Genomic DNA, 17,547 nt, shown 5'->3' with positions numbered 1-17,547 from the left:
AGGCCGACGCAAGGGCGCGGGGGCCCGGCGTCGGCCTGATGACAGGCGGTCAAGTTTGCCGCAAAAGCTGCTTTGCGCGCGACAAATGCGGGCGATCGAGCATTCCGCCCTTATACCCGATCGCGCCGACGCCCGGATTGGCGGCGAAGAGATCGACGATCGCCTGCGCCTCGGCGATTTCCTCCGCAGTCGGCGTGAAGGCGGCGTTGATCACGTCGACTTGGGCGGGGTGGATGGCGAGCATCCCGCGAAAACCATCGCGCCGCACCTTTTCCGCCCGCGCTTTGAGCAAGTCGAGATCGCGAAAATCGCCCTGGATCGTTTCGATCGCCGCGACCTCCGCCGCCGCCGCACCGAGCAGGCACAGCGAGCGCGCCAATTCATAGGTGAAGCCATAACTGCCATCGGCGTTGCGATTGTCGCTGGCCCCGATCGAATCGGCCAAATCTTCCGCTCCCCAGGTCAACGCCACGACGCGCGGCGCACCCTTATAGTCGCCGGTGCGGAACATGGCGGCGGCGGTTTCGGTGACCAGCGCGATGACCGGGGTGGACCCTGCCGGGATGCCGTGCGCCGCCTCGAACGCGCTGAGATAATGATCGAGCCGCTCGACATCCTCCCGCCCGTTGACCTTGGGCACCATGATGCCGCCGGGACGGGCAGGCATGATCGCGGCCAGATCGGTAAGCGCAGCAGTGCCGTCGAGCGGATTGATCCGCACCCACAAGCGCGATCGTCCCGCCGCGTTCGCCTGCAAGGCATCGTGAACAACCTGCCGCGCGAGCGGCTTGTTTTCGGGCGTCACCGCGTCTTCCAGATCCAGCAGGACGATGTCGGCCGGACTCGCAATCGCTTTGGCCAGCTTACGTTCGCTATCGCCTGGCGCGAACAACCAGGAGCGCATCGTCAGCACTTCGGGGATATCGGACGGCACATCGCTCATTGTTCAGGGTTTCCCACGGTATCGAAACAGCCAAGTCGCATCAAGTCGCATACGGTGTATGGCCGCGTTTGATAACACCCGCTGCATCGAAGCGAGATCGGGCGATTGGGTGTCGGTGCCACCGTTATATTCCCCTACCCCACCGCGCCCGATCTGCTAGAACGGTGCCACGTCGCGTCCGCGCCCGTGCGGTCGCCGCTCCGGGGGTATTTCATGGCACTCGTCATTGCAGGGCTGCTGGTCGTCGTTGTCCTGCTCTATCTCATGCTCGGCATGAAGGTGGTGCGCCAGGGCTATCAATATACGATCGAGCGCTTCGGCAAGTTCACCGCTGTGGCGCAACCCGGGCTCACCTTCATCGTGCCGCTGTTCGACCAGATCGGTCGCAAAGTGAACATGATGGAGCAGGTGCTCGATATTCCGGGACAGGAGATCATCACCAAGGACAATGCGATGGTCGCGGTCGACGGCGTGGTGTTCTTCCAGGTGCTCGACGCCGCCAAGGCCGCCTATGAGGTGAGCGACCTCTACCTCGCCATCATGCAGCTCGCGACGACCAATTTGCGTACCGTGATGGGATCGATGGATCTCGACGAGACGCTGTCGAAGCGCGATGAGATCAACACGCGGCTGCTGATGGTGGTCGATCATGCCACCGAAAGCTGGGGTGTGAAGATCACGCGCGTCGAATTGAAGGATATCCGCCCACCTGCCGACATCGTCAACGCGATGACGCGCCAGATGAAGGCCGAGCGCGAAAAGCGCGCGACGATCCTCGAGTCCGAAGCGGCGCGGCAGAATGCGATCAACCGCGCCGAAGGGGCCAAACAGTCGCAGATCCTCGAGGCCGAGGGTCGTCGCGAATCCGCCTTCCGGGATGCCGAAGCGCGCGAGCGCGCCGCCCAGGCCGAGGCGAGCGCCACCAAGGCGGTGTCCGACGCGATCGAGAGCGGCAGCGTTCAGGCGATCAATTATTTCATCGCGCAGAAATATGTCGAGGCGATCGGCAAGTTCGCCACGTCTCCGAATGCCAAGACGATCCTGTTCCCGGTCGAAGCGACTCAGCTGATGGGGACGCTGGGCGGGATTGGCGAGCTGGCGCGCGAGGCGATTTCGGGCAGTCCGACGCCGCCGGCTCCCGCTACGCCGCGACCGCGCGGACCGTTTGAGGACAAGCCGCAATGATGCTGTTCGGCGTGGCATGGAGCGATGGTGCACTGTGGTTTGCGGCGGCGCTCGCGCTGGTCATTGCCGAGATGCTGGCACCTGGCTTTTTCCTGATTTTTCTGGGAGCCGGTGCCGCCAGTGTCGGCGTGGTCGCGCTGATCGCGCCGGGCTTGCCGGTGATCGTCCAGGCGTTGATATTTGCGGTGGTGACCGGGGCGCTGGTGGCGCTTGGGTGGCGTTGGTATCGCCAGTCGGACCGGTCCTCGGCCGACCCGCTCCTCAATGATCGCGCGGCCCGACTGATCGGCAAGCGTGTCGTGGTTTGCGAAGCGATCGTCGATGGCGAGGGCCGGGTGACGGTTGGCGATGGCGCGTGGAGCGCGACCGGGCCGGATGCAGCCGTGGGCACGACGGTGCGGATCGTCGGCGCGGATGGCAGCGTCCTGCGGGTCGAGCCCGCCTGACGCTGCCCGTCGCGTTATTTCTTGCCGAAGAAATTGGCGGCGAGCCCTTCGAGTTCGCCAAGCGCGCCCTTGCCAGCGCTCCCAAGCGGACCGTCCAAAAGCGTCGCGAATTGGGCGAGCGCCCCTTCACCGCCGATGTGGCCGATGATCTGCTGCAGCACGTCTACGGGGAGGCCAGTCGTCTCGGCCGCAGTCGTGGCCGTATCGGTCGGCGCGGCATGGGCCTGGCCCAGCGCGGTGATTGCCGATTCGACTTGCTCCGGCGTCAGCCCGACCTTCGCGGCAAGGTTCTTTACGTCGACATTTTCAGTGACTTGGGCGAGCAGTCCGTCGAGCAATCCCATATGTGCATCCTTTCGAGCTGATCCGAGCATAGCAAGATTAGCATGCGCCCGGCAGCGACGCGAGATCGGGCGTGATGAAACCGCGTCGCGCGGCCACCGAAAACAATCGATCGCGCGAATAAAAGCGTAGTGGCCAATCGCGCTGTCCTGCCGGTGATCCAAGCAGGGCGTTAACGCACGCGACCAGCGTCTCCCCGGACGGTCGCGCTGCAACATGGGCGCACACACCACTGAGGTAGGCGCGGGTAATCGTCTCATGATATCCTTGGGTGTCGTCGTTCACCCCGCCGACCGCGACGTTGTAGCTACTTATGATAGCGGCAATTTCGACATCGATGGCGATGTCCGGACGATCGCGCACCAGCCACGTGGTCGCGGCGAGATGCGCCTCATGCGTCCACTCGGCACGCGGCAGGCTGTGGTCGAGCAGCCCCTCCCCCGACGCGGCGAATGGCGTCATCGTCGGGGAATGGGCGAAAAGGCAATTGGGTCATCGGATCGGGCTTTCCGGTTGGGCGTGCCCGATCCGAAGACCGGGCCATCAGGCGGGAACGTGAACCTTCGGGGCCGATTGTCGCACCCCTTCATCGACATGATCGGCGAATTGCGCGAAGTTTTCCACGAACAGATCGACCAATTTTGCCGCCGTGGCGTCATAGGCCGCCTTGTCGGCCCAGGTTGCCCGCGGATCGAGGATCGCGCTGTCCACCCCTGGCACCGCCACCGGCACCTTGAAGCCGAAATTCGGATCGGTGCGGAATTCCACGCCGTTCAGGTGCCGTCGAGCGCCGCGTTGAGCAGCGCCCGCGTCGCCTTGATCGGCATACGGCTGCCGACGCCGTATTTCCCGCCGGTCCAGCCGGTGTTGACCAGCCAGCAATCGACCCCGCCCTTGGCGATCCGCTCCTTGAGCAAATTGCCGTAGACCGAGGGATGCCGCGCCATGAACGGTGCGCCAAAGCAAGTCGAGAAGGTCGCATCGGGCTCGGTCACGCCAATTTCCGTCCCGGCCACGCGCGCGGTGTAGCCGGACAGGAAGTGGTACATCGCCTGTTCCGGGCTCAGCTTGGCGATCGGCGGCAGGATGCCATAGGCGTCCGCCGTCAGCATCACGACATTGCGCGGCACCGGCCCCATATTGTGTTCGGACGCGTTGGGGATGAAGTCGATCGGATAGGCCCCGCGACTGTTTTCCGCGAGGCTCGCATCGTCGAGATCGAGCACGCGCGTCACCGGGTCCATCACCACGTTTTCGAGGATGGTGCCAAAGCGTTTGGTGGTGGCGAAGATCTCCGGCTCTGCATCGGCCGACAGGCGGATCATCTTGGCGTAGCAGCCGCCCTCGAAATTGAAGACGGCGGTGTCGGACCAGCCATGCTCGTCATCACCGATCAGCGTGCGGCTGGCATCGGCGCTGAGCGTGGTCTTGCCGGTGCCCGACAGGCCGAAGAATACGGCAGTGTCACCATCCTTGCCGATATTCGCCGAGCAATGCATCGGCATCACGCCCGTCGGCGGCAGCAGATAGTTGAGCAGGCTGAACACCGATTTCTTCATCTCGCCGGCATATTTGGTGCCGCCGATCAGGATCAATTTGTCGGTGAAGTTGACCGCGATGATGGTTTCGCTGCGGCAGCCATGCCGCGCGGGGTCGGCACGGAAGCTGGGCAAATCGATGATCGTGTAATCGGGCACGAAACCGCGCAGTTCCGATTCCGCCGGGCGCACCAGCATCGTGCGGATGAAGCTGTTATGCCAGGCCAGCTCGTTGATCACGCGCACGTTGACGCGGTGCTCGGGCTGCGAACCGCCGAACAGATCCTGAACGAACAGATCCTCCTTGTCCCGCAAGGCGGACAGAAAATCGGCCTTCAGGACAGCGAAATGCTCCGGCGACATCGCCTTGTTGCTTTTGCCCCACCATACGGTGCTCTCGGTTTCGGCATCACGGACGATGAACTTGTCCTGTGCGGAGCGCCCGGTATGCGCGCCGGTTTCCACGACGAGCGGCCCATCGGCCGACAGTTTTCCCTCCCCGCGCGCGATGGCGGACTGGATCAGGCGGGCGGTGACAAGGTTCCAGTGCAGGTTGGCGCGGGTCTCGATGCCCTGGGCCTCCAGCCCTGCGGTCGGGGTACGGTCGCTCATTGCGTGGGGTCTCCTCAATGTCCCATGCGGGCCAATTGACCTCGCATTTTATGCTTTTGCACCGTGGCGCATATCGTTGGCCTTGCTCGCGGTCAAACACGCTCTGTTCAGCGTGCATTGAGGCTGCGCGTGTAATCGATTACGCCGACTCGCGAACGACAAGGATCTATCCCGCCCGATGACGGCAACGATTGCTTTGGTCGATGACGACCGCAATATCCTGACCTCGGTCTCGATCGCGCTTCAGGCCGAGGGCTTTGTCACGCGGGTCTATTCGGATGGCGAGACGGCGCTGAAGGCGCTGATCGACAACCCGCCCGACATCGCGATCCTCGATATCAAGATGCCGCGCATGGATGGCTGGAGCTGCTCCGCCGCCTGCGCGAAAAGAGCATGTTGCCGGTGATTTTCCTGACCTCCAAGGATGACGAGCTCGACGAAGCGCTAGGCTTGGCGATGGGGGCGGACGACTATATCGCCAAGCCGTTCTCGCAGCGGCTGCTGATCGCGCGGATTCGGGCGATCTTGCGCCGCACCGAAGTTGCGCAGGGCGGCGCGGGCGACGGTGAGGCAACCCCGGAGACATCGCTGGTGCGCGGCCGATTGGCGATGGACACGGCGCGGCACCGCGTTACCTGGAATGGCGATACCGTAACCCTGACCGTCACCGAATTTCTGATCCTGGAAACGCTGGCGCAGCGCCCTGGCATCGTCAAAACCCGCAACCAGTTGATGGACGCGGCTTATCATGACGACATTTTATGTCGACGACCGCACCATCGACAGCCACATCAAGCGCGTGCGGCGCAAGTTTCGCCAAGTCGATGCCGACTTCGATGCGATAGAGACGCTTTATGGAGCCGGATATCGATTCTCCGAGGAATAGCGCCGTCGGTATCGATCTGGCTCGTGACGAAGAGGATGCGCGCGCGCTGTCGCTGCGCTGGTCGGCGCGCGTATCGCTCACCCCCCGCATCCTGTTTGTGAACGTGTTCGCGCTCGCAATGCTCGCGGGCGGGTTCTTTTATCTCGATTCCTACCGCAGCCGCATCGTCGACGGCCGCGTCACCCAATCGATCCGCGAGGCCCGCCTGGTCGCCGAGGCGATCGTCGCGGTACCGCAGAAGCAGCGTCCCGACCTCGCGCTGAAGCTGGCACAGGACATGGGCGCACGCTTGCGGATTTATGACAAGGACGCGAAGCTCATCATCGACACGCGCGCGATGGGACTGCGCAATTTCGTGCTGCAAGACCCCGACAAACAGGATTGGCAGCAGGCTGCAGCGCGCTTTCTGGACGCGGTCATCGACACCGTGGTCGGGGCACCGCGCGCACCACTCTATCGCGAGCGAACCAGTGGAATGGCGTGGCCCGACGTGCGCACCGCGCGTGCCGAGCCGAAGGTCGCCGCGACGGTATGGCGCGCGCCCGATCGCACGCCCGTCATCACCGCCGCCTCGGCCTTTCCGGGCGGCGGCGTGGTGATGAGCACGATCAACGCGCGCGACATCACGCAAACCGTGCGGGTCGAGCGCTTTCGCCTTGGCGTGGTCTTGCTGATCGTCGCGATCGTGTCGGTGTTGCTCTCCCTGTTTCTGGCACGCACGATCGTGCGACCGTTGCGGCGGCTCGCACGCGCGGCGGTGCGGGTGCGGCTTGGGCGTGCGCGCGAAGTGGTGGTTCCGCGCCTGCCCGAGCGCCGCGACGAGATCGGCATGTTGGCGCGTGCGCTCTCCGACATGAGCCTCGCGCTGCGCGCGCGGATCGACGCGATCGAGGCCTTTGCCGCCGACGTCACGCACGAGATGAAAAACCCCCTCGCCTCATTGCGCTCCGCCGTCGAGGGCATGGCGATGGTCAAGGATCCCGCGCTGCAGGATCGTCTGCTGGCGATCGTTCGCGATGATGTCCAGCGGCTCGATCGGCTGATCACCGACATCGCGGAGGCTCACGCCTGGACGCACAATTGAGCCGCGCGAAGTTCGAGCCTGTCGATCTGGGCATGATGATCATGGCACTGATCGCCAGCCGCGACGCGCGCGGGATCGAGCGCGGCATTCGGATCTGGTTCGACAACAAGCTTGCCGAACCCCTGATCGTGCTCGGAGAAGGCGGGCGCCTGGAACGTGTGCTGGAAAACCTTATCGAAAATGCAGTTTCCTTCTCACCCGAAGGCGGTGTCATCACGATTACGGCGTCGCGCGATCACGACATTTTGACGGTTTCGGTGGAGGACCAGGGGCCCGGCGTTCCGGAAAGCGCGCGCGAGCAGGTGTTTCGTCGATTCCAGTCCTTGCGCCCAGCGGGCGAAGCGTTCGGAAAGCATTCCGGCTTGGGCCTTGCTATCGCGCGCACGATCGTCGAGGCCCACCAAGGGACGATCAATGTCGAGAGTCGTAGCGACGGCGCGGAGGGTGCCCGTCTGGTCGTCCGCCTTCCGGCGAGGAACGCGACGTGAAGCAGATTCGGCTTTATGCAACCGCTGTTGCGATCGGCAGTCACGCGGTGCTGCTGATGGGGCCGTCCGGTTCGGGCAAGTCCGACCTCGCCTTGCGCCTGATTGATCGTGGGGCAAATCTGATCAGCGACGATTACACGATCCTTGAGGTTCGCGACGGTGCGCTGTTTGCCTCGGCTCCAGAAACGATTGTCGGAAAGATCGAAGTTCGCGGGATCGGCATCGTCGCGATTCCGCATATCGACAATGTCGCCGCCGCGCTCGTGGTGCATCTGGGCGGTGCCGTCGAACGGATGCCACTGCGCCAGACCGTAATGACCATCGCGGGGGTCGATCTGCCCGAAACCAAGCTTGAAGCCTTCGAACAATCTGCCCCGATCAAGGTGGAATTAGCGCTGCACCGCGCTACAAAGGAACTATAATGCGTGACCCGAAGGACATTTTGCTCGTCACTGGCATGTCGGGTGCCGGCAAGTCGACGGTGCTCCGAACGCTCGAGGATCTCGGGTGGGAAGTGGTCGATAATTTCCCCCTCTTGTTGCTGGATCGGTTGCTAGGTGCCCCCCTCCCAGAAGGAGCGGACCAATCGACGCAGCCGCTCGCGCTCGGCATTGGCGCGCGGACCCGCGATTTCGATCCAGAACGCATTGTCCAGCGGATCAAGCAATTGCAGGACGTCTATGGGCACGACATCGGTACGCTATTCCTGGATTGCGCTGGCAGCGAGCTTGAGCGGCGTTATTCCGAAACACGACGTCGCCACCCGCTGGCACTGGATCGGCCCGCGGCGGACGGTATCGCGCGCGAGCGCGAATTGCTGGCTCCCCTTCGGAAATGGGCCAATCGACTGATCGACACGACCACGCTTACCGCCAATGAACTGGCGCAGCAGGTCCGCACGACGTTTTCTGGCGAAGGGCTGGGGGAACCGACGCTTTCCGTAACCTCGTTCGGCTTTGCCCGCGGCCTGCCCCGCAACGCTGACCTCGTTTTCGATATGCGCTTTCTGCGCAACCCGCACTGGGTGCCGCAGCTGCGCCCCGGTACCGGGCTGGACGCCGATGTCGCCGCCTATGTCGCAGCAGACCCTGCTTATGAATCCGCAGTCGGGCAGATCGAGTCGCTGCTGCTGCTGTTGCTTCCGCGCTACAGAGCCGAAGGAAAATCCTATGTCACCGTCGCGTTCGGCTGCACCGGCGGGCGGCATCGCTCGGTGCATGTGACAGAGCGGGTAGGTGCCAGGTTGCGCGCGGAGGGATTTTCGCCCACGGTCTCGCATCGAGATCTTGACGCTGCTCCCCAGGACTCACTGGAAGGCGCGCCGGACGAGACGCAAAATAATGGGGCGCGTGTTGCATGAGCTGGGCGGAGCGATGATCGGGCTTGTTCTCGTGACTCATGGCCGATTGGCCGACGAATTTGTGACCGCGATGGAACATGTCGTGGGCAAGCAGGAGCGTGTTGCCACCGTCGCGATCGGTCCGGACGACGATATGGAGGCGCGGCGCAACGACATTGCCGCCGCGATCGCCCGTGTCGACGCCGGGCGCGGCGTCATCCTGCTTACCGATCTGTTCGGCGGCACGCCCTCCAATCTCGCTATTTCGCTGCTCGAACGCGGGCGGATCGAGGTGATTGCGGGGATTAACCTGCCGATGCTGATCCGGCTCGAATCGGCGCGCAAGTCGATGAAGGTCGTCGATGCCGTTGCTGCCGCGCGCGAGGCGGGTCGCAAATATATTTCGGTCGCATCCGAGGTGTTGGGCGAGGCGGCGGCTTGATGGCCGTCAGCCGCAGCGTCCTGATCTCCAACAAGCGTGGGCTCCATGCCCGGGCGAGCGCCAAGTTCGTGACGCTGGCGGCGACGCAACCGTGCGAAGTGCTGGTCGAAAAAGACGGCGCGGGGTCGGTCACGGGCACGTCGATCATGGGCCTGATGATGCTCGGCGCAGCGATGGGCGACACGATCATGATCTCCGCCGACGGCGAAGATGCCGAGACGGCCGTCAGCGCGCTGTGCGATCTGGTCGAAGCCAAGTTCGGCGAGGATTGACCGGCCTGCACCGCCCCGGCTTGCGGGCTGCGCTGGCGGAGGGCATGTGGCGGGAATGGACGTCGACATCCCCTGCCTTGCTCCCGCCGCCGCACCGGAGCGCCTGTAATGCCGCGTGAAATCACGGCTTATTCCAACCCGCTGATCAAGCGCGTGCGCTTGCTGCGCGAGAAGCGGCATCGCCGCGAGGAAGGGCTGTTCCTGGCGGAGGGCTTGCGCATCCTGACCGAGGCGCGCGAAGCCGGGCGTATTCCCCAATATTTGTTCTTCGCCCGCGACAGCGCGGCGCATCCGCTGGTGCAGGCGCTGGTCGCCGATGTCGAGGCGGCGGGCGGCGAAGCGATCGAAACGGTGCCCGACATCCTCTCCAAACTGTCGGGCAAGGACAATCCGCAAGCGGTGGTCGGTGTCTTCCCCGAATTTACGCGCGATCTGGCCAGCCTCGATCGCTCGAGCGCGGCGATCTGGCTGGTGGCCGAGCGACTGCGCGATCCCGGTAACCTCGGCACGATCCTGCGCACCGGCGATGCGGTCGGTGCAGGCGGCCTGATTCTGATCGGCGAATGCGTCGATCCCTTCTCGGTCGAAGCCGTGCGCGCAAGCATGGGCGCTTTGTTCACCGTGCCCGTCGTGCAGTGCGAATGGGCGGAGTTCACGCAGTGGTTGCGCAGTGGACCGGGGCAATTGGTGGGGTTGAGCCTCGACACCGACAGCGACTATCGCGCCGCCAGCTACACCGCCCCGACCTTCCTGCTGACCGGCAACGAAGCGCAAGGCATGCCCGATGCTTATGCGGCGCAGTGCGATCTGTTGGTGAAGATCCCGATGCTGGGCAAGGCCGACAGCCTGAATGCGGCGGTCGCGACCGCAGTGATGGCGTATGAGGTGCTGGCGCAAAGCCGGGGTACGTGACCGATTTAGGCTGGTGCCCCCGAGTGGATTCGAACCACCGGCCTGCGGTTTAGGAAACCGTCGCTCTATCCGACTGAGCTACGGGGGCGCCGCGCGCGGTGGTACTGTGCGGCGCTGACGAAATCAATTGACCGTATCGGGTGGAATTACCGGGAACGGCAAGGCCGCGACCCGGTACGCCTTCCTCGACCAGCGCCTTCGCCTCGGCCAGGGTCGTTTCGCCGTGGATCGGCGTCGCGGCGGTTTCCCCGACGTGCATCGCGCGCGCGCGATCGGCAAAGGCGCGCCCGACCCATTCCGACTTCTCCAGCGCTTGAGCCTGGGCTTGAGCGAGCGCGTGGAGCGCGGCCTTCATCGTCTCCGGGGTGAGGGCTGGAGGAGCCGCCGCCTCGACGTTTGGCGCCGGAACGCTGCGGCTGTTGCCCTTTGCGCCCACATTCGGGGCCATCACGGCCTTGACGATCTCATCATCACCGCAGATCGGGCACGCGAGCAGGCCTCGCGCCTGCTGATCCTCGAACGCAGTAGTTGAGCCAAACCAGGCTTCGAACACATGCGCCTGACGACAGCGCAGATCGAACACGATCACGCCGATTCGACCTCCGGGATCGCGCGCCGATGCGCCAGCACCGGAATGCGCGCGCGAACATCGGCGACACGCGCCGGATCGATCTCGGCAAAGCCCAAAGCAGCCGTCTCGCCCATATCGAGGACAACCTCTCCCCACGGGTCGATCACCAGCGAATGGCCATAGGTTGCTCGGCCATCGGCATGGACACCGGTCTGCGCGGCCGCGATAACATAGGCCCCGGCCTCGATCGCGCGGGCGCGCAGCAGCACGTGCCAATGCGCCGCGCCGGTCGGACGGGTAAAGGCAGCGGGCACAGCCAGCACGGTCGCGCCTGCGTTGCTCAGCGCACGGTACAGATCGGCAAAGCGCAGATCGTAACAAATCGACAGGCCCAGCGCGCCGACCGGGGTCTGCACCACCACCGCGCCCTCACCGGGTGCGTAGCTTGCGGATTCGCGCCAGCTCTCACCGGTCGGCAAATCCACGTCGAACAAATGCAATTTGTCGTACCGCGCGCGGATTTCGCCATTGTCGTCGATCACGAACGCCCGATTGGCGAGCCGCCCGCTTTCCCCCAATACCGCCAGCGACCCGATATGAACCCAGATGCCGTGTTCCGCCGCTGCGGTACGCACCGCGGCCAGCACGACATCGTCCGCTTCGCTGCGCAAGACCTGTGCGGCGCGCGCGCGGTCCCGATCCAGCAAGCCCGACATTTCGGGGGTGAACAGCATCGTCGCGCCGCCCCGCGCCGCCTCCGCCACCGCCGCGACGAGCGTTTCGGCATTGGCAACGGGATCGATCCCGCTGGTGACCTGGGCAAGCGCGATCTTCATGCCGCGAGCAAGGCGTCCAATTTCCCGGCGCGCTCCAGCGCGGCCAGATCGTCCGACCCACCGATATGGCGATCATCGATGAAAATCTGCGGAACGGTGGTGCCGCCATTGGCGCGCTCGAGCATCTCGGCGCGCTTCGGGCCACCCATCGTAATGTCATATTCCTCGGGCGTGACGCCCTTCGAGGCGAGCAATTTCATCGCGCGCGAGCAATACGGGCAGAAGGCTTTGGTGTAGATTTCGATCTTTGGCATTGCCAAGAAATGTGGGGTGCACCGGTCGTTGTCAATGTCGGGGTCAATGTCGGGCGCATCAATCCGCCGAATCGAGCACCCGCGCCCAGCACAGGATCGTCACCTTTGCCGCGCCCGCGCGCAGCAAGGCGGCGGTGCAACCGTCGGTTGTCGCGCCGCTGGTGTAGATGTCGTCGATCAACACCACCGACTTGCGGCGCAGCTGCGCCTTCGGGTCGATCACGCGGAAAACCCCGGCGACGGCTCGGGCGCGCGCCTTTGCCCCCATCGCGCGCAGCGGTGGCGTGGCCCTCACGCGGCGCAACAGCAGCGGATCGTTTGCGACACCGCTCACGCGGGTTAGCGCGGCGGAAATCAATGCGGCCTGGTTGAAGCCGCGCGACCATAAACGCCAGCGGTGGAGCGGCACCGGCACCAGCACGTCGGCATCGTCCGGCAGCAACCGCGCCATCTGCCGACCGACCGTCTCGGCAAAGGCGGTGCGACCGCCATATTTCAAGCGGAGCGCGACCGTGCGCGCGACATCGCCATAAGCCACCGCCGCGCGCACCCCGGCGTGGCGCGGTGGATCGGCGATGCAGGTCGCGCACTGCGCCTCGGCCCCGCGATCATAAGCGAACGGCGCATGGCAGGTTGCGCACCACGGCGGCGCGAGAAAGCGCAGCGCGCCCCAGCACACCGCGCAGAAGCGATGATCTTCCCCCGTGACCGCACCGCAGCCGGGGCAGCGCGGCGGCAGCGCGAAATCGGCGATCAGGCGCAAAGGGGCGAGCCAGGGCGACACGGCCCCCCTTGTCGCCCGACGCCTAGAGCGGCACAAGCCGCGCGATGAGCGTTCCCGACATCTTCGACCGCGCGGCACGCCGCCTCCACCGCGACCGCGCCGCCCCGACCTTCGCCGAGTTCGATTTCCTGCGTGCGGCGATGCTCGACGGGATTGCGGAACGGCTGGCGAGCGTGACCCATCGTTTCACCGACATGCTCGATCTCGGGTGCTTCGACGGGGCCTTGCCCGTTCCAGCGGGGGCAAAGGTCACGCGGTGCGACGCGGGCGCGCTGTTTGCTGTCCAATCCGGCGGGGTGCAGGCGGACGAGGATCGCCTCCCCTTCCCCGCCGAATCGTTCGACCTGGTGGTTTCGGCAGGCGTGCTCGACAGCGTCAACGATTTGCCCGGCGCGCTCACGCTCGCCCGGCGTGCACTTCGACCCGACGGCCTGTTCCTCGCCGCCTTCTGTGGCGCGGGTACGCTATCGACCTTGCGCAGCGTTCTGCGCGAGGCAGAGCGGGATCGCCCGGCGGCGCGGATCCATCCGCAAGTCGATGTGCGCTCGGCGGGCGATTTACTGATGCGCGCAGGCTTCACGCTGCCCGTCGCCGACATCGAGCCGCTGACCGTTCGCTATCGCGGGATCGGCGGGCTGCTGCGCGATCTGCGCGGCATGGGTGCCTCCAATATCCTGCGCGACCGCACACCGCTGCGCCGCGATACGCTCGCGCGCGCGGCCGAACTTTTTACTGAGCGGGCCGATCCCGACGGCAAGACGCCTGAGCGATTCGACATTCTCTATCTGACCGGCTGGTCCCCGGCCCCGACGCAACCGCAACCGGCGCGCCGCGGCAGCGCGACCGCCTCGCTCGAAGGCGCGCTGCGGCGCTTTCCGCCGAGCGAGGCCTAGCGCGCGAGCCGCACCAGCATTTCGTCGAGCGCCGAGAGGAAGCGCGAACGGTCGCCTTGGCAAAGGGTGCGGGCCCGCCCACGACATCGCCGCCCGCGCGCAAATCGGCCATGATCGCGCGCACCGCGATCGCATTGCCGATCGACGCCGTGGTGAACGGCTTGCCGTTGGGCGCAAGCACGCTGGCCCCTGCTTTCAAGCAGCGATCGGCGAGCAGGATGTCGTTGGTGATGACCACACTCGCGCGATCGGCACGTTCGGCGATCCAGTCATCCGCCTCATCGAAGCGGTCGCCGACCACGATGCGCGACAGCAATGGATGGGCGGGAATGCGGATCGGGCTGTTGCTGACGATGGTGACGGCCACCGAACGTCGCAACGCGACCCTGTAGATTTCGTCCTTCACCGGACAGGCATCGGCGTCGACATAGATGTGCAGGCTCATACTGTGCGCCTAGGCGAAAAGCCGCGCCGGATCGACAGGAACCCGTCGTGCTGGCATCGGGGGGAGAAACCGCGCCTAGGAGACCGAGAGATGCCGCTCTATGAAATCGACGGGCTGCGGCCCACGCTAGGCTACAATGCCTGGGTCGCACCCAGCGCCGAACTGATCGGCGATGTACAGCTCGGCCCCGATGTCAGCATCTGGTTCGGCGCGGTGATCCGCGGCGATAATACGCCGATCGTGGTGGGCGCGCGCAGCAATATCCAGGAAGGCGCGATGTGCCATTCCGATCCCGGCGCGCCGCTGACGATCGGCGAGGATTGCACGATCGGCCATCACGCGATCCTGCACGGCTGTACCGTCGGCGACAGCGTGCTGATCGGAATGGGCGCGGTGGTGCTCAATCGGGCGGAGATCGGCGCAGGCTCGATTGTCGGCGCAGGCGCGCTGGTCACCGAAGGCAAGGTGTTCCCGCCGGGCAGCCTGATCGTCGGCAGCCCCGCCCGTGCGGTGCGCGAACTCGACGAAAACGCGCAGGCGATGCTGCGCGTCTCCGCCGAACATTATGTCGCCAACGGCCGCAAATATGCCGCCGGGTTGAAGCGATTCGATTAAGACCCGCTTTTGCTGCCGCCACGCGTCGCCCAGGCGGCGATGTCGCCGCGAATGCGCGCATTCACAAGGCGGCGCGCCGCCATCGTCGCAACCGTGGCCTTGGCGGCCCCGCGTGCGGCGAGCGGCAGATTGGCGGCAGCGAAGGCGGTGATCTTGGCGGGCATCGCCGGATCGTCCGAACCGGCCCCCAGGCTGGACACGAAGCCCGCCCGGTTGCTGGTTTCCACCAGCGTATTGACCAGCGCGAGATTGCTGACGGCAAAGTCGAACGCCATGTCGGGATGGCTGCTCGCGACCGAGCGCAACAGGCTGGCCTTTTGTGGTGTGGTCAGGTCGCCGGTCGACAGCAGGCCGAGCGCGCGACGGGCCAGCGCATCGTCATCGCTATAGCCCAGCAAGCGTATATAGCCGTTTTTCACCACCGGGTTCTTTTCGGCCAGCGTCAGCTTCAGCAGCGCGTCCCATTCGGCAGGGGTCGCGTTCGTGGCATAGGTGCCGAGGATCGGTTGCCGGATCGCCGCCGGGATCGCGTTGGTGTCGGTCGCCAGCGCGGCGACATAGCGCCGTGCCTTCTCAGCGACGACGGGGTCCCCATTGTCGCCCAGCACCGCGATCAGCGTTTCGCGCAACGTGGAGATCAGCGGCGATTCGTCCTGCTTGGCCTGGAACCCGACGCGTTCCAGCGCCGGTGCCAGCGTCGTGACGATGCGCGCGCGCATCGCGGTTTTGGCCGCCCCCTTGGGCAAGCGCCCGCCCAGGTCGGATAGCTGCCCGGCGAGCGTCTGCCACAAGAGGGGATTGGCACCGGGTTCGATCGCTCCGACATCGGCGAAATAACGGTCGAGCCGCTGATTGCCGCCCTTCGCCAGAGCGAAATCATCCCCCAGCGTGCCGAGCTGGTCGGTCAGCGCAAGGCTGGCGAAATCGCGGACGATCGCCGCGTGCGCCGACGCATCATAGGCCACGCGCGCATAGCTGCCCTCGTCGCGATTGAGCACCACGGTGCCGCATCCCTGCACGGTGACCGTGGTCGGCTTGGCACCGCGCACGATCGCGCGCGCCACTGGCTTCCCAACCACACCAAGCGTCAGCGGAACATGCCATGTCAGCACTTGCTTGGCGCTGCCGTCATAAGCGAAACGTCCCTGCGTCATAGTGACCTTGGTTTCTCCGCCGACGCAACGGGCGCTGGTCATGGTGACGAGCGGCACGCCCGGCTGCAGCGTGAAATCATGCGCGATATCCGCCACCGGCTTGCCCGCAGCCGCCGACAATTCAGTCCACAGCTGGTCGGTCACGGTGTTCGAATATTTGTACTTCGCCATGTAACGGCGGATGCCATCGCGGAAGGTGTCTGCCCCCAGCGTCGACTCCATCATGCCGATGACGGCCTGGCCCTTGGCATAAGTGATCCCGTCAAACCCCTCGCCAATCTGGTCGACGGTTTCGACATGGCGGATGATCGGATGCGTGCCCGAGGTCGAATCCGCCTGCAACGCGGCTTCACGGTCCTGCGCCACCGCCGTCGCCGCCGCATTCCAATCGGGGTTGAGATCGATGCTCGATTTGTTTTCCATCCAAGAGGCGAAGCCCTCGTTGAGCCACAGGTCGTCCCACCATTTCATGGTGACGAGATCGCCAAACCATTGGTGCGCCATTTCGTGCGCAACCACGGTGAAGATGCGCTGCTTGCCGCTCTGCGTCGCGCGCTTCTGGTCGTACAGCAACTCGGGCTCGAAATAGAAAATCGCTCCCCAGTTTTCCATCGCGCCGAAGAACTGGCTCGAACCCGGGCCGGCAATCATGTCGAGCTTGGGCAAGGGATAAGGCTGACCGAAATAATCGTTATAATAGGTCAGCAGGCGCTTGGCCTGGGCGAGCGCATAATCGCCCTGATCCGCCACCCCGCGCCGGGTGATGATGCCAATTTCGGTCTTTCCCGCCATCACCGTCTTGCGCTCGACGTCCCCCATTCCGAGGAACAGGAGGTAGCTCGACATTTTGGGCGTTTCCGCGAACCGATAGAGCGTGGTCCCGTCCTGCTGTTGGGTAATGCTCGTGGCGGGCATGTTGGAAAAGGCGGTCTGCGCGGCGGGTGCCACGGTCGAGAGCGTGAAGGTCGCCTTATACTGGGGCTCGTCCCACATCGGCGCGAAGCGACGGGCATCGGGGGCCTCGAACTGCGTGGCCAGCATCCGCGCGGCCGATCCGTCCGGATTGGTATAGTCGATCGCGAACAGGCCCGACGCCGAGGTATTGATCGTGCCCGTCCAGGCGAAATGCAGGCGGTGTTGGCCGGTCGGCGCGAGCGTCGGCAGCGTCAGCGTCAATTGCTGCTTACCGGTGTCGAGCGTGAACGGAACCGCTGTTCCGTCGAGGGTCGCCCCGGTAATTTTGAGGTCCGCCGCGTTCAGCACAATCGTCTTGGTTGCTCGCGCGACAGAGATCGTAACGGTTTCTTCGCCTGAGAACGTCATCGCTTTGGCATCTGGGCGGATGGTGATGTCATACGAGACGGGTGCTACGCCTTCCGGCAACTGACCGACCGCAAAGGCGGGCGACGCGACTCCAATCAACAAGGCGGCAGCAAGGGTCAGCTTCACTAGGGTGCTCCGGAAACAAACGCAGAATTCCGCCCCATAACCCTTTCGTGCGCCGTG

16 protein-coding genes, 1 tRNA gene and 5 pseudogenes are annotated in these 17,547 nt (G+C 64.8%); 11 read left to right on the top strand and 11 right to left on the bottom strand.

Going from position 1 to position 17,547, the window contains the following annotated elements; genetic code table 11:
• Positions 1-49: 49 nt before the first annotated feature.
• Complete coding sequence (locus NW75_RS14910) at positions 50-943, bottom strand: HpcH/HpaI aldolase/citrate lyase family protein (protein ID WP_033965969.1); 894 nt, start codon at positions 941-943, stop codon at positions 50-52.
• Between the two features lie 213 nt (positions 944-1,156).
• Between NW75_RS14910 and NW75_RS14905 the strand changes: the two genes are divergently transcribed.
• Both NW75_RS14905 and NW75_RS14900 read left to right on the top strand, forming a co-directional pair.
• Positions 1,157-2,128: an SPFH domain-containing protein gene (locus NW75_RS14905; protein WP_033965968.1), complete on the top strand. Its 972-nt coding sequence runs from the start codon at positions 1,157-1,159 to the stop codon at positions 2,126-2,128.
• A complete protein-coding gene (locus NW75_RS14900; protein WP_081988781.1) occupies positions 2,125-2,574 on the top strand; it encodes an NfeD family protein in 450 nt (149 codons plus the stop codon). The genes NW75_RS14905 and NW75_RS14900 overlap by 4 nt, the downstream gene beginning before the upstream one ends.
• 14 nt (positions 2,575-2,588) lie before the next feature.
• Here the strand turns inward: NW75_RS14900 and NW75_RS14895 are convergent, their stop codons facing one another.
• The 3 genes and pseudogenes from NW75_RS14895 to NW75_RS14885 all read right to left on the bottom strand — a co-directional run bounded on the left by NW75_RS14895 (position 2,589) and on the right by NW75_RS14885 (position 5,066).
• Entirely contained in the window at positions 2,589-2,918 is a 330-nt protein-coding gene (locus NW75_RS14895) for a hypothetical protein (protein ID WP_033965966.1), read from the bottom strand.
• 37 nt (positions 2,919-2,955) lie between these two features.
• Positions 2,956-3,378 carry a hypothetical protein gene (locus NW75_RS14890; protein WP_033965965.1) on the bottom strand — a complete coding sequence of 141 codons (423 nt, stop codon included), beginning with the start codon at positions 3,376-3,378 and terminating at the stop codon, positions 2,956-2,958.
• An 81-nt stretch (positions 3,379-3,459) separates the two neighbouring features.
• Positions 3,460-5,066, bottom strand: a pseudogene (locus NW75_RS14885) (phosphoenolpyruvate carboxykinase).
• Between the two features lie 178 nt (positions 5,067-5,244).
• Here NW75_RS14885 and NW75_RS14880 point away from each other — a divergent pair.
• The 7 genes and pseudogenes from NW75_RS14880 (at position 5,245) to NW75_RS14850 (ending at position 10,489) form a co-directional block, all read left to right on the top strand.
• A pseudogene (locus NW75_RS14880) lies at positions 5,245-5,952 on the top strand (response regulator).
• Positions 5,921-7,524: pseudogene (locus tag NW75_RS14875) on the top strand (ATP-binding protein). The pseudogenes NW75_RS14880 and NW75_RS14875 overlap by 32 nt, the downstream one beginning before the upstream one ends.
• Positions 7,521-7,946, top strand: coding sequence for an HPr kinase/phosphorylase (locus NW75_RS14870; protein WP_033965963.1), 426 nt, complete (start codon positions 7,521-7,523; stop codon positions 7,944-7,946). The pseudogene NW75_RS14875 and the gene NW75_RS14870 overlap by 4 nt, the downstream one beginning before the upstream one ends.
• On the top strand, positions 7,946-8,884 hold the full coding sequence (gene rapZ / locus NW75_RS14865) for an RNase adapter RapZ (protein ID WP_033965961.1): 939 nt from the start codon (positions 7,946-7,948) through the stop codon (positions 8,882-8,884). The genes NW75_RS14870 and rapZ overlap by 1 nt, the downstream gene beginning before the upstream one ends.
• A 13-nt stretch (positions 8,885-8,897) precedes the next feature.
• A complete protein-coding gene (locus NW75_RS14860; RefSeq protein ID WP_033965982.1) occupies positions 8,898-9,305 on the top strand; it encodes a PTS sugar transporter subunit IIA in 408 nt (135 codons plus the stop codon).
• Positions 9,305-9,577, top strand: coding sequence for an HPr family phosphocarrier protein (locus NW75_RS14855; protein WP_033965981.1), 273 nt, complete (start codon positions 9,305-9,307; stop codon positions 9,575-9,577). The genes NW75_RS14860 and NW75_RS14855 overlap by 1 nt, the downstream gene beginning before the upstream one ends.
• A 108-nt stretch (positions 9,578-9,685) precedes the next feature.
• Positions 9,686-10,489, top strand: coding sequence for a TrmH family RNA methyltransferase (locus NW75_RS14850; protein WP_033965960.1), 804 nt, complete (start codon positions 9,686-9,688; stop codon positions 10,487-10,489).
• An 11-nt stretch (positions 10,490-10,500) separates the two neighbouring features.
• Here the strand turns inward: NW75_RS14850 and NW75_RS14845 are convergent.
• The 5 genes and pseudogenes from NW75_RS14845 to NW75_RS14825 all read right to left on the bottom strand — a co-directional run bounded on the left by NW75_RS14845 (position 10,501) and on the right by NW75_RS14825 (position 12,934).
• Positions 10,501-10,577 (bottom strand) — tRNA-Arg (locus NW75_RS14845).
• Between the two features lie 35 nt (positions 10,578-10,612).
• A pseudogene (locus NW75_RS23025) lies at positions 10,613-11,078 on the bottom strand (DUF1178 family protein).
• A complete protein-coding gene (locus NW75_RS14835) occupies positions 11,075-11,896 on the bottom strand; it encodes a carbon-nitrogen hydrolase family protein (RefSeq protein WP_033965958.1) in 822 nt (273 codons plus the stop codon). Before NW75_RS14835 ends, NW75_RS23025 begins: the two are co-directional and overlap by 4 nt.
• Positions 11,893-12,150, bottom strand: a complete 258-nt coding sequence (grxC, locus tag NW75_RS14830) for a glutaredoxin 3 (protein ID WP_033965957.1) — start codon at positions 12,148-12,150, stop codon at positions 11,893-11,895. The genes NW75_RS14835 and grxC overlap by 4 nt, the downstream gene beginning before the upstream one ends.
• Before the next feature lie 58 nt (positions 12,151-12,208).
• A complete protein-coding gene (locus tag NW75_RS14825; RefSeq protein WP_033965955.1) occupies positions 12,209-12,934 on the bottom strand; it encodes a ComF family protein in 726 nt (241 codons plus the stop codon).
• Positions 12,935-12,978: 44 nt separating this feature from the next.
• On the opposite strand from NW75_RS14825, the gene NW75_RS14820 reads away from it, so the two are divergent.
• Positions 12,979-13,827, top strand: a complete 849-nt coding sequence (locus NW75_RS14820; RefSeq protein ID WP_033965954.1) for a class I SAM-dependent methyltransferase — start codon at positions 12,979-12,981, stop codon at positions 13,825-13,827.
• On the opposite strand, the pseudogene NW75_RS23905 reads toward NW75_RS14820, so the two are convergent.
• Positions 13,824-14,272 (bottom strand): annotated as a pseudogene (locus tag NW75_RS23905) (YaiI/YqxD family protein). The gene NW75_RS14820 and the pseudogene NW75_RS23905 overlap by 4 nt on opposite strands.
• A 90-nt stretch (positions 14,273-14,362) precedes the next feature.
• On the opposite strand from NW75_RS23905, the gene NW75_RS14810 reads away from it, so the two are divergent.
• Positions 14,363-14,887, top strand: a complete 525-nt coding sequence (locus NW75_RS14810) for a gamma carbonic anhydrase family protein (protein ID WP_033965950.1) — start codon at positions 14,363-14,365, stop codon at positions 14,885-14,887.
• Here NW75_RS14810 and NW75_RS14805 read toward each other — a convergent pair.
• A complete protein-coding gene (locus tag NW75_RS14805) occupies positions 14,884-17,490 on the bottom strand; it encodes a M1 family metallopeptidase (protein ID WP_033965948.1) in 2,607 nt (868 codons plus the stop codon). The two genes, NW75_RS14810 and NW75_RS14805, sit on opposite strands and share 4 nt — an antisense overlap.
• Positions 17,491-17,547 lie beyond the last annotated feature (57 nt).

Origin of the sequence: Sphingomonas sp. Ant H11, from assembly GCF_000797515.1 — a bacterium.
In the GTDB taxonomy this organism is placed as follows: Bacteria; Pseudomonadota; Alphaproteobacteria; order Sphingomonadales; family Sphingomonadaceae; genus Sphingomonas.
Note: the sequence above shows the minus strand (reverse complement) of the source record. Positions and strands in the feature narration are given on the sequence as shown.

What these genes read in the sequence shown, in the direction of transcription:
- NW75_RS14910 (WP_033965969.1), bottom strand. Translation starts at nt 943, where the DNA reads ATGAGCGATGTGCCGTCCGATATCCCCGAAGTGCTGACGATGCGCTCC.
- NW75_RS14905 (WP_033965968.1), top strand. Translation starts at nt 1,157, where the DNA reads ATGGCACTCGTCATTGCAGGGCTGCTGGTCGTCGTTGTCCTGCTCTAT.
- NW75_RS14900 (WP_081988781.1), top strand. Translation starts at nt 2,125, where the DNA reads ATGATGCTGTTCGGCGTGGCATGGAGCGATGGTGCACTGTGGTTTGCG.
- NW75_RS14895 (WP_033965966.1), bottom strand. Translation starts at nt 2,918, where the DNA reads ATGGGATTGCTCGACGGACTGCTCGCCCAAGTCACTGAAAATGTCGAC.
- NW75_RS14890 (WP_033965965.1), bottom strand. Translation starts at nt 3,378, where the DNA reads ATGACGCCATTCGCCGCGTCGGGGGAGGGGCTGCTCGACCACAGCCTG.
- rapZ (WP_033965961.1), top strand. Translation starts at nt 7,946, where the DNA reads ATGCGTGACCCGAAGGACATTTTGCTCGTCACTGGCATGTCGGGTGCC.
- NW75_RS14860 (WP_033965982.1), top strand. Translation starts at nt 8,898, where the DNA reads ATGATCGGGCTTGTTCTCGTGACTCATGGCCGATTGGCCGACGAATTT.
- NW75_RS14855 (WP_033965981.1), top strand. Translation starts at nt 9,305, where the DNA reads ATGGCCGTCAGCCGCAGCGTCCTGATCTCCAACAAGCGTGGGCTCCAT.
- NW75_RS14850 (WP_033965960.1), top strand. Translation starts at nt 9,686, where the DNA reads ATGCCGCGTGAAATCACGGCTTATTCCAACCCGCTGATCAAGCGCGTG.
- NW75_RS14835 (WP_033965958.1), bottom strand. Translation starts at nt 11,896, where the DNA reads ATGAAGATCGCGCTTGCCCAGGTCACCAGCGGGATCGATCCCGTTGCC.
- grxC (WP_033965957.1), bottom strand. Translation starts at nt 12,150, where the DNA reads ATGCCAAAGATCGAAATCTACACCAAAGCCTTCTGCCCGTATTGCTCG.
- NW75_RS14820 (WP_033965954.1), top strand. Translation starts at nt 12,979, where the DNA reads ATGAGCGTTCCCGACATCTTCGACCGCGCGGCACGCCGCCTCCACCGC.
- NW75_RS14810 (WP_033965950.1), top strand. Translation starts at nt 14,363, where the DNA reads ATGCCGCTCTATGAAATCGACGGGCTGCGGCCCACGCTAGGCTACAAT.